Genomic DNA, 12,647 nt, shown 5'->3' with positions numbered 1-12,647 from the left:
TTTCAGAATGAGATGTTTGGGGCGCGCCGAAATAATGCTGCGGTTGAGTGAGAATTATTGAGTAGTTCCGACGCCCAAGGTCTCCAACGGGAAGCCGCGGCCCAAGTGGGTCATATCTCTCCAGAATACTATGCGGGGAAGGCTAGTTGTAGTTTCGCCGCTACCAGCCGTTGCAGAACTGCTGGAATTGCTCGCGCTGCTGTTCGCGGAACTCCCACTGGAGCCACTACTTGAGCCCTGCGAACTGCTGGTTGAAGCCTGGGAGCCGGTACTGCCGCTTCCCGACGAAGAAGAGCTACCGCTGGTCGATCCCGTAGTGCTGCCGCCTGTGGCCTGGCTGGAGTTGGCGGTGGCGTCGATAATTACTTGGGCGCGGCTGGCTGTTCCCCCGTCGTCAAAATAGCCGACAATTTGGGCGCTATAAACGCTGCCTCCGGCAGTGATGTAGGGCATCAACGTTTTCATTTCGTCCAGCGTAACGATGCCGTCAACGTACAGCCAAGTTTCCGACCGCATCTCGGGGTGTTGACCGGTATATTCTGGCTCGCGCTGCGAGAGGATTTGATCGACCATGTCGCTGGTCAAGCCAGGAATGCCCAACAACAACGTCCGTGACGCCTGGTTGATGTTGATCCGGCCCGGGAAGGACTGTGCCGAACTGGTCGTCACGTAATCGGTCAATTCGGGCAGGTATTGTTCAGCCTGCGAGGCCTCGGCTGGAAATGGGCAACTCAGCGTAACAGTTGCCGTCGCCGAGTTTCCACCTCCGCCTCCTCCGGTAGTTCCTCCAGTGGTCGATGCGTTCTTGGGAACCTGGACTCGTGCGCCGATCAAGTCCAGCACACTGTTAATGTTGGCCTTGGGCTGAACTTTGGAGAGGTCGCCCAGATCGATGTCGCCGGGAGAAACTTCATTTCCGCTTCCGCCGCCTGTTCCACCGCCAGCACGGCCCGCAGCTCCGCCGCCTCTACCTCCTCTTCCGCCGCCGAATGCCCCACCGCCACCCGGGCCGCCCCCGCCGCCAAAACCACCGCGTCCGCCCCGTCCGCCGCCACCGGGACCACCCCCTCCTGGTCCACCTTTGCCGCCGCCACCTTTTCCTCCACGTCCGCCGCCACCGGGCCCGCCATTGCCACCCGTTCCTTGACCACCTGGGCCTCCGCGTCCTGCACCACTGCCGCCGCCCGCCGCACCACCGCCACCACCGGCAGCACCCCCGCCGCCCGCGCCACCGCGTCCTCCGCCTGCCGCCGCACCTCCACCTCCTGGCGCTTGGAAAAACACGAATTGAAATGGAGAGTGCCGCAGGACCAGACCGGTTGGAGTTCCTTGTCCTCCAGTCGGCCCGCCATTTCCGCCGTTTCCACCATTTCCGCCGTTTGACGTCCCAGACGAACCATTGGTCGACGAGCCGGAACTGGGTTGGGTACCCCCGTAAATTCGATATGCCAGGATGAAATTCACCCAGTCGTCGTCGAACACCGCAGACAAGTTGTCGTGCAATTCCTGGAGATTTTTGTCGTTGAGATTGATTTTGGGTGTGCCATCGGGTTGCACGTTGGCCTCTTTGCCGCACAGCGTGAGATACGCCGCCCAGCCGCGGTCCATTTCCGGATCGGCTCCATAACTTTGAGCCAGAGAGGCGTTTCCCTGCTCGCCGGCATCAATGATGCCATTGCGATTGGCGTCTGCGCCGAAGAGCAATTGGGGCGTGACGCCGCGAACCAATAACAGCTCTTCGATGGTGTCGAGCGGACCATTTTTGGGAGCGTAAGGCGGATTCAGCGCGGCGTAATAATCGCTTTCCGCACCGTTTTCGCGCGGATCGTCGTCGGGATCGAGCCAGTCCAAAATGGCGTCGGCAATGTTGACATCCATGCCGGGCAAGGTCATTAGCAACTGTTCACCCACGCCGGGGTTTTCCTTATCCATTTGGACCAAGGCGTTAAGGTTCAACTTGGCCGATTCGTTTTCCAAACCGTAGCGCACTCCGGTGACGGTGCCGTTTTCGATTTTCGGCGCCACGATGCTGAACCGCCCACGCCCGCGCGGTGTGCCATCGTCCATGACCAGTTGGCTTTGAAATTGAGCCGCATTATCGTAACAACCGCCGGCTTGAGTGATGGCGTCCGGCGTCTGAGACAGATACGTGCGCAAAAAATCGGCTGCCGATTCCACCAAAGCCCGCGCTTGGGCTTGCCGCCCGACTACGCGAGCGGCCTGATGTTCCGTTAGCATCAGTTCCGTGAAACTGTACGCGGCCAAAGTCATCACGGCGATCACGACCAGCACGATTACCAGCACCAGGGCGCTGCGTTCGGGATGAAATTCGACGGTCGACCGCGCATTTGCCCGACGAACGCGGCGAACACCCTTTCGCTGAAGGTTGAAACCGCGGCTGCAGTCTTTCATCAGTAGGTCTCCGTTACTGGGCTTGGGTGTTGCTTCCCGAATTAGAAGCACCAGAACTTGAACTGCTGCCGCTGGAGCCCGACGACTGTGAGCTGCTGGCTGGCAACTGAATCGGATCGCTGGCCGGCAAACGGATGACCGTGCTGTAGACGCTGTCGGGGTCCTGGGCCGCTGCATCGGCGACCGACGCATACTGGGGTGGCGTGTAGTTGGCCTGCCCGGCATGCGCGGGGTCGGCCAAAATCATCGAAATTTTAATGGCTTGCGGCAGGCCGCTGTTTTGAGTGGTGTCCCACGAGGTATCCCACTCGGATCCATCGAAGTATGCAAACTCCAAGCCCAGAACTTCCGGCGCGAGAATCACGGCACCATCGGTCGTGGATTGTCCATTTTCTGAGGCGTATTCCCACATGGCGTGATCCATTTCGCAGCGGACCAGCCCCGTTCCGTCGACCACGTTGCTAGTAGAAATCACTTGCGAAGGTGGCGCCGTGGGGCCGGCGAGGAAATACGTGATGGTTCGCACGTCGCTTGGTGGCACGGTAGATGAATTGTCACTGTTGCCAGTGTATTCGTCGATTCGCGGCAGTCGACCGACATCGATAATCAGCCCGTAGGTATCGCCAACCACGCCGGCTATTGTTTCGGTAGTCGTGGAGTCGCTGCTGTTGCTGGAATTAGAACTGCTTCCGGAACTGGAAGATGAACCGCTGCCGCTGCTCGAGCCTGAACCACTGCTCGAGCCCGTGCTACCGCCTCCCTTGCTGCCACTGGTTCCAGTTTTGCTTCCTGTTGTGCCACTGGTGCTTCCGGTGCTCCCAGTCGAGCTGCTCGTGCTGCTTCCCGATTGGGCGCCGGTGGAATCGTTCAAGGCGGTCTTCGGATACGACATCATTCCGCTGGAATCGAACGGCTCGTAGCGGATGGTGGCGCGCACGTCAGCGACGATTTTTGCCATAACGGCCCGCGCCAGTTGATCGCGCTGGGTTTTGGTTTGGCCCGTGTCGACCAATCGCAGCGTGCCGCTGACCGATGCTGAAATTAAAGCAATCAGCAAGACCGTAAGCCCCAAGGCCAGAATCACTTCCAACAGCGTGAAGCCGAGCTTTTGCCTCTGCTCTGCACGGCAAGTGGAGATTTCGAAAAAGAACCGCGGAAGGTTGTGAGTGCGTCCCATCATTGGCCTCCCGTGCTGGAACCACTTGTTGTTCCACTGGACGAGGACGAAGTGGATTGCGAATTGTCGTTCGATTCCGGCGCGACGCCAGGATCGATCATCCAGCGCCACAGCGAGAATTGCACCGGATGCTGACCGGCGGGCACATCTTTCGTGACGGTGATTTGCAGGGTCAACAATCCGGTTTGGTCGGATTCGCTGGAAATCGAATACAACCAGCGTGGATCATCATCGCAAGGCACGCTGGAAGCGGAGCTAGGGGCAATGGCCCCGGCCACCACTTGCTCTTCAATGCCTTCGCACAGCATTTCCGCCCGGGTCAGGTCGCGGGCCGTTTGGGCGTTTGCCAATCCGCTGCGCACGAGTTCGCCCAGAGTGGCGACAGCGCCGGCTAAAATCGCCAGGGCCAAAGTCACTTCCAGCAAAGTGAATCCGTTTTGGAACTCGGCGTTTGCACGGTGTTGTCCGTTGTTTGTTGTCCGTTGTCCGTGGTTTGCAACTGACCACTGATGTTTGCTGCGTTTCATTGCGGGGCCTCTCCGCTGAAGATGTCGCTCATGCGGGCCACGCCGGTCAAACCGCGCAACGAGATCGATATATTCCGGCCATACTGATTGCTAATGGTCACCACTGCTTCCGACGCCGTTCCGTCGGGATAAAACAGCACAGGCGGCGCATTGTCGGACGAACTGTTTCCCGAGGCTTCGCTTTCCGCGGCGGCAGCGCGGGCGTCCAATACGCGATTTCCGCTGGTAAACGTAAACCCGTCGGGTAATTGGTAGGCACATCCTGCCGAAGCATCGCCGGATGCGTTCGACGTTCCCGCCGAGGCCGCTGGGGAATTGCCCCCGAGAGTCATGGTCGACACAGCGGTGGAATCCGACGTGCTGTCGCTTTCCGTTGCTGCGGTGTCGTCTTGTAGAGCACTGATAGTGTACTGGCTCGTTCCCTGCTCAAAGTGGAACACTTGCGACACGCCGCTCGTCATGGCCTGCACCCGCGCATGGCCAAAAGCGGCTTGAACTTGCTGGGCGGCGTCTTTTAGGAGGACGCTTTCGTACGCTCGATGAATGGACGGCCAAGCCATGGCGGCAAACACTGCCAGCACCGCCAACACCAACATCAGCTCGACAAGCGTGAAGCCGGAGCGAAGGTAGCGCTTAGCAATCGGCAGTTGCTTGTTTGCATTGTCCATTCTCTTTTGTCCGTTGCCGGTGGGTGGCAACTAACTGCTGGCTTTTTGACTGCTGATCCACTGACCTTTCACGGCACGGCAGAAAATGCCGCTCGCCGATTCCAGGGAATCAATGGTTGTAAATGTCGTCTTGCGTGCCGTTTTGGCCGTCGGGCCCATACGACCAGACATCGACTTTATCGGGATGCCGCGCACCGGGCGATTGAATCTGGTATGGATTTCCCCAAGGATCCAACGGCACTTCTTTGGTTAGATACGGCCCGGTCCAAGCATCCGCTTTGGGGCCACCGGGGTTTGTAAACAACTGATCTAAAGTTGTTGGATAGGCGTTCATGTCGAGGTTATAACGCTCACATTGGTCGGAAATGGCTTCGACTTGCACCTGTGCTGCATTCAGATTTGCCCGTTTCTGAGCACCAGTGAACATACCGACCGCCAAAGACCCCAGTACCACCAGGATGACCAACACCAGCAACACTTCCATCAACGTAAAGGCCGCGCGCGATGGGCGACGTGCGTGAATGCCGGACATAATTCAGACCTCCACAAGAAAGATATATGTATTGAGAAGTTTTTCGATGAAGGTTTCCGCAGGCTACTTATTAAACCCCGCTAAAACAGCCCAGGTGGCGAATTTGCCACGCTTTTCTGCCATTTTTGGCCCTCAAAACGAACCGATGATCGTTCAGAAACAAGTTTTTCCGCCGCATTCTATTTTACACAGCTTGGCTCATTTGCATCACGGGCATTAACAGGGCAATAACGACAATTAATACCATCCCGGCCAGCAGCAACAGCATCATGGGTTCCAGCAAGCGCACCATTAAATCTAAGCGGCGAAATGTTCTTCGCTCCAGTGCGTCGGAAATGGTCGTCAGAACGCTTTCCAGGGTGTTGGATTCTTCCGCCACGGCGATCATTTCGACCACTTCCGGCGGGAAATAACCGCTGGCGCCTAACGGTTTGGCGAGCGATTGCCCGGCTGAAATGTTTTCGGCCGCTTCGGAAATCGCGGCGCCCAAAATCCTGTTTCCGGCGGCGGCACTGGAGATTTCCAACGAACGCAAAATCGGCACGCCGTTGTGCAACAACGTGCCCAGCACGCGGCAAAACCGGGCAACGGCTAAACTTTGAAAGATGCCGCCAATCGCGGGCAATTTTAGTTTCATGCGATCGCTCCAAACCCGTCCCGCCTCGGTCGACAATTTTTTTCGCGCGAAAAGAAAACCCATCACCATCGCGCCAAGAATAACCAAACCGACCCAGGAGCCCAGCGTGTGGCTGACGGCCAGCAGCGCATCGGTCAGGGCGGGCAATTCGCCGCGGTCGCGCAGCCGGGCAAACAAATCTTCAAATTTTGGAACAAAGAAAACAATCAGAACCGTGACAACCGTCACACCTACAACGGCCAAAAAAGCGGGATAGGCGAGTGCGCCTGTCGTTCGATTTTTAAGGTCTTGCTGCTGCTCCGTGAATTGGGCCACCCGGGCCAGGGCATCTTCCAGAAAGCCGCCTTCGGCGCCGGCGCGCACCATGCTGATGGCCATTTCGCTGAAGGCGCGCGGATTGGTTTGCATGGCGTCGGCGATGCTGGTGCCGTCTTCCACCGCGGTGTAAACTTCGCCCATTACTTCCTTCAACGCCGGCTGCGAGCTTTGATTTTTTAGCACTTCCAGCGCGCGCAACAACGGCACGCCGCTGCGGAGCAAATCGGCCAACTGCGCATACACCGTGGCCATCACCTGCGGCTTCACTTTGCGTCCGCGCTTGACATGCACCACGTTGTCGGCGACCGCATCTTTGACTTCCAAAGGAAATAGCGATTGCTTGCCCAAAGATGCCACGACGTCGCGGCGGCTGGACGCCGAAAGTGTGCCGCTAACCTTGCGGCCAGTATGGTCACGGGCGATGTAGGCAAAATCGGGCATATTTATCAGTGGTCAGATCAACGATTTGCAACGGGCAACTGACAACGGACGAAGGGCATTTTCAATGTTTGAGTTTGAACGTGGAAATATCGCCCTTAGTGGCCTGGGCCACTTCGTCAATCGTGGTGCGGCCGGAAAGGACTTTTCGCCAACCGTCTTGCCGCAACGTTGTCATTCCGTCGGCCACGGCGGCCTCGGTAATGGCCCAGGTGCTGGCTCGGTCGTGAGCTAATTGGCGGATTTTATTGGTGGTGATTAACAGCTCGTAAATACCCATTCGGCCGGAATAGCCGAAGTTGCGGCAGGCACGACATCCGCGCGCGCGATACAACTTTCCGCCGATCTCCTTTAGTTTGTCTCGGGGGAAATCGGAAGGCAAATCGGTTTCGATGGGGACGAAGGCTTCCTTGCACTGCGGGCACAAACGGCGGACCAGCCGTTGGGCCATGACGCCTTCCACTGTGCTGGCCACGAGAAATGGCTCCACGCCCATGTCGATCATGCGGGTGTAAGCGCCGGCCGCGTCATTGGTGTGCAGCGTGCTAAAGACCAAGTGACCTGTCAGAGACGCTTGAATGGCATTCTCCGCCGTTTCCTGGTCTCGAATTTCGCCGACCAGAACAATATCCGGATCGTGACGCAAAATGCTCCGCAGCGAGGCCCCGAAGGTCAAACCGATTTTGGTATGCACTTGAATCTGGTTGATGCCGTCGAGCTGATATTCGACCGGGTCTTCGGTGGTGATGATTTTGGTGTCATCGCTGCGGATTTCCAGCAGCGCGCTATACAGCGTGGTGGTTTTTCCCGAGCCGGTTGGGCCAGTCACCAAAACAATGCCGTGCGGCAACGTGATGAGTTCGTGGAAGGTTTTGTATAAATCGTCCTCCATGCCCAGCTTTTGGAGTTTGAACTCCATAGCGCCTTTGTCGAGGATGCGCATGACGATGCCTTCGCCGTGAATCATGGGGATCACGGACACGCGCACGTCAATTTCCCGTCCTCGGACGCGCAGCTTGATGCGGCCATCTTGCGGTAGCCGTTTTTCAGCGATGTTTAACCGCGCCATAATCTTCAACCGGCTAAGAATGGCCGCTTGAAAGCGCGTGATTTCCGGCGGCACCGGCTGCGGATGCAACAGGCCGTCGATGCGGTAACGAATCCACAGCCCATGGGCTTGCGGCTCGATGTGCACGTCGCTGGCCCTGGTTTCGATGGCTTCCAGCAAAATTTCGTTGACCAGCCGAATGACGCTGGCCTCCTGCGCCATTTCGGACAGCTCGGAGCCGTCGGTTTCAATTTCGCCCAGCAGTTCTACGTTGTCGTCGCTTTGCGACACCAAGCTGCTGACGGTTTCACTGCCCACGCCCAAATGGGTTTTGATGAGCTTGGAAATTTCCGCGCGGCTGGCCAGGACGGGCACGACGGTTAAACCGGTCGAAGCGCTGAGTTCGTCCAGCGGGTACAAATCGAACGGATCGGCTGTGGCAACCACCAGGCTGCCGTTTTCGCGGCGCACCGGAAACAGCGCCTGGCGATGGAGCAACTTGGGAGGAAAATCTTTCAAGAGCGACAAGTCGACGGGGGTTTCCGCCAAATCGATGTAATCGAGCCCGACTTCCGCACCCAGCGCTTTAAGGACCGCCTCTTCCGTGCAATAACCCATTTGCACGGCAAGTTGTTCCAGTTGAGTGCCGTTGTTCTGGGCGGCGCGCACTTCCGCCAATTGACGTTCCGTCAACAATCCGCGCCGAACAAGAATATCTGCAGCATCCATGAATTTACACGCGAAAGGAAAAGGAGGGCGGAATGCGGAGGGAACCGTCACGCAGCCAAGGCTGAAGGCCACAAACCTACATTATACCCAGCCGGCCTCGGGTCCTGTTTCAACACCATCGAAAGCCAAAGAATGGCATTTTCGGCAACGAATGCTAAACAGGCAAACCAAGCGCCAACCCCAATGCGAAAATAGCCAACTCATGTGACCATTTTCGCATCTTGGGCGGCGCGGTGAAAGTCCTATCTTACCTCGTTGTTGCATTGGGCTATTTCGGATACGAATTCAGCCGAACGATTGCCCAATTTTGGCGAAGTTAAGCATCCGGCTGGCCGGTGCCTTTTCCGCCATTGCCATTACCCCCACCATTGCCATTTCCGCCGTTGCCGCGGTTACGGCCGCCACGGCCACCGAAGGCGCCGCGCATGATGGTAGCGGGATCAATGTCAATTTTTGCTCCTTCCATCTTGGTGAACTGATCTTTTTGATCGGCGGTTAAAATCGCCATGGCTTTGTCGGTTTGTTCAGTTCGCAACTTGGCTACGGCATCTGGGTCTGGCCGCCCACCACCTTGGCGCAAATCCCGATTTTTTTGGCGGTAATCGTCGGCCAACTGTTGGAGCTGGGTTTTCTGATCATCGGTCAACTGCAGCTTCTCGGCCACTTTGGGATCCGAAAGGGCTTGGGCGCCTTGCAATTGAAGCAGAATTTCCTGCAGCCGTTCCTGCTGATTCGGCAGCAAAATGGCGTCGATTTTCTTTTGCTGATCGTCTCGGCGCTGTTGCATTTCTTCCGCTGTCGGGGGCCCGCCGCCGCCCGCGAATGCTTGCCGTGCATCATCGGCCAACTTAGTCACTTGCGTTTTCTGATCGTCCGATAATTCCAATTCTTTCTGAACCGGTTCGGCCTGCAACAGCATCAGGGGGCTAAAACCACCGCCACGTCCACCGAATCCGCCTCTACGACCACCACCTCCTCCGCCTGCTTGTGCTAGCGCGTCCGCAGCAATCGCTAACGCCGCCACTGCCACACAAACCTTCAGACAACTTAAACAAATTCTCATGACGAAACTCCTCCACTGGGTATTTTTGAGAAACCTCCCACGACCTTTCAAATTGGCTGGATTGCAGACTTTAGGTCCTTGTTGCACAGCGCGAAAAATCAAGCTCCTTCGCCGCACGTAACTCCAGCCGCCCACCCACACTAGCGAGCAATCACTTAAACCCCGTCGAGCCCGGCTAGGTTCTGGCTTTCAGCATACGAATTTCACCCGATTTGGTGCAATCTCGCGGAACAAAAAATGCCGTTAGGTGGTTTTATACTTTGGGGTTACAATCGAACTACGATGCTCAGCTTTAACCGCATTTTCATCGTGCTGGTAGTTACCGCCTCGGCCGGGACGGCAAAATACGTCCTAGCCCAGGATTCCGGCGACTCTTCCGGTGGAGCGGCTCGGGGTGGTCGTTTCGCACAACGGGACGACGGAGGCGGCGATGGACAAGGGCAAGGTGGCTTTGGACGTCGAGGGGGTCGTGGCGGAGGCGGGTTCGGTGGGGGCGGCTTCGGCGGTCCAGGGGGTGGAGGATTTGGTGGCGGAGGCTTTGGCGGGGGTGGATTCGGCGATGGTATGGGCGGTATGGGCGGCGGTGGTTTTGGCCGCAGAGGCGGTGGTGGCTTTGGCGGTGGCGGTTTCGGTGGCCCTGGGGGTGGCTTTGGCGGTGGCGGATTTGGTGGTCCTGGGGGTGGCTTTGGTGGAGGCGGATTTGGGGGTGGCGGCTTTGGCGGCGGTGGATTCGGCGGTCCTGGCGGCGGGTTCGGTGGTGGCGGCTTTGGAGGAGGTGGATTCGGCGGCGGTGGCGCAAATGTCGGCGACATGCTGCGGCGCTTGGACACCAACGGAAACGGCATGCTCGAACCGAGCGAACTCAACGATCGCGCCCGATTCATGCTGCAACGCGCCGGTCTGAACACGGATGGACCCATTTCCATCGAGAAGGCCACGGCCGCCTTTGATCAAATGCGCAACCAAGGTGGAGGCGGTGGACGCTTCAACCGGGGCGGCGAAGGAAGTCCGGGAAATGTCGCAAATTCGGGCGATGCCTCGCGCGAGAACAAAGAGGAAGATAATACGCCGCCGCTGGTTCCCCCCTTTGGCGAATCGGTGGATGCTCCTTCCGTGCCCGGCTTCGGTGAAGATTTGGTCTTGGCGACCGCATCTTTCACCGGCGACAGTCAAGTCGCCACTGCTTCCTCAGGCGGCGCATCCAGCAGTTCCACAAGTGCCCCTGCTGGCGGCAGTTCGTCGAGCGCTTCTAGTTCCAGCGGAGCAACGGACGACGCAAAAATTCGCGGCTACGCCGCCAGCATGATGAAGCAATACGACAAAAATGGCGATGGCGTGTTGGAAAAAGAAGAATGGTCGCAAATGAGCAATGGCGAGCGGTATGACCGCAATCACGACGGCAAAGTCACTCTGGACGAAATTGTTGAAACCTTGAAGAATTGGAACCATGATGATAGCGCTTCTATGGCTTCACGATCCGATAGTTCCGGTTCGTCCGGGGCAGGCGCCAGTCGGACTTCATCTTCCGGCTCTACGGCGACCGCCGATGCGGCAGGGGGCAATCCGGGCGGCAGTCGCGGATTGGGTGGCCGGCGAGATAACGGCCCCGGGCCTTCCAGCGGTTCCACAGCCACGGGAAAACACTATCTTACGCCCAAGGAACGGCTGCCGGAGGGCTTGCCCGATTGGTTTGCCCAGGACGATGCCGATGGCGACGGGCAAGTGAGCATGCACGAATTTGCTTCGACCTGGACCGAAAGCAAGCTCGCCGAGTTTGCCAAATATGACCTCAACGGCGACGGTTTTATCACGCCGGACGAAGTCCTCAAAGTTTCACCGCCCAAGAAGTAAGTTGATGGGACGTGCGGTTGCGCGGTGGCTGCAAGGTAGCGATGATTCTTCCGCTGGCTGCAGCGATGGCCGTGGTTTTGAGATGGCGGTTGTTTTCAGGTATGTCGATGAGGCAGCGTGGATAGAATCATCGACCACAGGCAGCCGATGCTTTGCTCCATGGAAAAATTTGCGGCGATGCGCTGCCGGGCGGCCTGTCCCATTCGGCCGGCAAGTTCTTGATTTTCCGCTAATTGGATCATTCGCTGGGCCATTCCGGCGACATCAAGTTCGTCGACCAGAAAGCCTGTGCGACCATCTTCGACGACGTCGGGAATTCCCCCATGACGTGTCGCCACGACGGGCAATCCGGCGGCCCCTGCTTCGATGATCGAGACAGGCGTCCCTTCGCAATCGCCGTCGGGAGCTTCGACAGAATGCTGCACGAAAGCGCGTGCCTGTTGCATTTCGCGACTTACGACCTCTTGGGATCGAGCTCCGAGGAAATCGACACAGCCAGCCAGTTCCAACTCGCCGGCTAACATTTTGCAAGATTCCAGCAGCGGTCCCTCGCCGATCATCCGCAATCGAGCGGCCGGAATTTTTCGCCGGACTTCGGCAAAGGCTAACAGGGTGGAATGGGGACTTTTTTTCTCGACAAATCGACCCACGGCGACAAAACGTGGATCGCTTTGGGCGGGCGACGCACCGGCAAACATTCTGCAATCGACGCCGTACACGATCAGATGTGTTTTTGCCGGATCGGCTCCCATGCCGACCAACCGCTCGCGCATGGGTCGAGAGACGGCGATCACCGCCGCTGCTTGCCTGAATAATCGCCGGTACTTGGCGGCATACTTGCGCAAAATTTTCTTGATCGAGGTGTCATAGCCGTGAAAATGCACTATCAACGGTATGCCGGCGATGCGACAGGCGTCTAACGCCGCGACTCCTGCCGGACCATATTCGGCCAGAACGGCTTGCGAACGATGGCGACGGATCCCTTGGAGAATGCCAGGGGTCAGTTTCCATGTTCGTGGTCGCAGCATCACCGTGCGGCAGGTTTTGCGCCAAATTTGGCTAACCCTGGCTTGCGATTGGAGCGGTTGATTTTCCACCTGCGGCACGCCGCCCGTGTAATGGATCACTTGCACGTCGGCCGGCAGTCGCTCGGCGTGGGCCCGCAAAAAAGTTTCGGAACTTTCATTCAACAATGGTTGAACGATGGAAATGCGTGTTGTTTTCAGATTCGAGGACACGGCTCGATT

11 protein-coding genes are annotated in these 12,647 nt (G+C 57.7%); 2 read left to right on the top strand and 9 right to left on the bottom strand.

The genetic code is table 11. The features are described 5' to 3' along the window. Positions 1–54: 54 nt before the first annotated feature. The 8 genes from VMJ32_03765 to VMJ32_03730 all read right to left on the bottom strand — a co-directional run bounded on the left by VMJ32_03765 (position 55) and on the right by VMJ32_03730 (position 9,549). Entirely contained in the window at positions 55–2,412 is a 2,358-nt protein-coding gene (locus tag VMJ32_03765; GenBank protein HTQ38117.1) for a hypothetical protein, read from the bottom strand. A 13-nt stretch (positions 2,413–2,425) separates the two neighbouring features. Continuing rightward, complete coding sequence (locus VMJ32_03760) at positions 2,426–3,589, bottom strand: hypothetical protein (GenBank protein HTQ38116.1); 1,164 nt, start codon at positions 3,587–3,589, stop codon at positions 2,426–2,428. After that, on the bottom strand, positions 3,589–4,116 hold the full coding sequence (locus tag VMJ32_03755) for a prepilin-type N-terminal cleavage/methylation domain-containing protein (protein ID HTQ38115.1): 528 nt from the start codon (positions 4,114–4,116) through the stop codon (positions 3,589–3,591). Before VMJ32_03755 ends, VMJ32_03760 begins: the two co-directional genes overlap by 1 nt. Beyond that, positions 4,113–4,784, bottom strand: a complete 672-nt coding sequence (locus VMJ32_03750) for a prepilin-type N-terminal cleavage/methylation domain-containing protein (protein ID HTQ38114.1) — start codon at positions 4,782–4,784, stop codon at positions 4,113–4,115. Before VMJ32_03750 ends, VMJ32_03755 begins: the two co-directional genes overlap by 4 nt. 109 nt (positions 4,785–4,893) lie before the next feature. After that, complete coding sequence (gene gspG / locus VMJ32_03745; protein ID HTQ38113.1) at positions 4,894–5,316, bottom strand: type II secretion system major pseudopilin GspG; 423 nt, start codon at positions 5,314–5,316, stop codon at positions 4,894–4,896. A gap of 184 nt (positions 5,317–5,500) precedes the next feature. Further along, positions 5,501–6,712 (bottom strand): type II secretion system F family protein, encoded by a 1,212-nt coding sequence (locus tag VMJ32_03740; protein ID HTQ38112.1) that lies wholly within the window; start codon positions 6,710–6,712, stop codon positions 5,501–5,503. A 61-nt stretch (positions 6,713–6,773) separates the two neighbouring features. Continuing rightward, positions 6,774–8,486 carry an ATPase, T2SS/T4P/T4SS family gene (locus tag VMJ32_03735; GenBank protein ID HTQ38111.1) on the bottom strand — a complete coding sequence of 571 codons (1,713 nt, stop codon included), beginning with the start codon at positions 8,484–8,486 and terminating at the stop codon, positions 6,774–6,776. 316 nt (positions 8,487–8,802) lie between these two features. Further along, positions 8,803–9,549 (bottom strand): hypothetical protein, encoded by a 747-nt coding sequence (locus VMJ32_03730; GenBank protein ID HTQ38110.1) that lies wholly within the window; start codon positions 9,547–9,549, stop codon positions 8,803–8,805. 379 nt (positions 9,550–9,928) lie between these two features. Between VMJ32_03730 and VMJ32_03725 the strand changes: the two genes are divergently transcribed. Both VMJ32_03725 and VMJ32_03720 read left to right on the top strand, forming a co-directional pair. Next, a complete protein-coding gene (locus VMJ32_03725) occupies positions 9,929–10,453 on the top strand; it encodes a hypothetical protein (GenBank protein HTQ38109.1) in 525 nt (174 codons plus the stop codon). After that, complete coding sequence (locus tag VMJ32_03720; GenBank protein ID HTQ38108.1) at positions 10,393–11,400, top strand: hypothetical protein; 1,008 nt, start codon at positions 10,393–10,395, stop codon at positions 11,398–11,400. Before VMJ32_03725 ends, VMJ32_03720 begins: the two co-directional genes overlap by 61 nt. 95 nt (positions 11,401–11,495) lie before the next feature. On the opposite strand, the gene VMJ32_03715 is transcribed toward VMJ32_03720, so the two are convergent. Next, positions 11,496–12,638, bottom strand: coding sequence for a glycosyltransferase (locus VMJ32_03715; GenBank protein HTQ38107.1), 1,143 nt, complete (start codon positions 12,636–12,638; stop codon positions 11,496–11,498). Positions 12,639–12,647 lie beyond the last annotated feature (9 nt).

This window comes from Pirellulales bacterium (assembly GCA_035499655.1).
Lineage (GTDB): Bacteria > Planctomycetota > Planctomycetia > Pirellulales > JADZDJ01 > DATJYL01.
The sequence above is the reverse complement of the archived record's forward strand: the minus strand, read 5'-3'. Positions and strand labels throughout refer to the sequence as shown.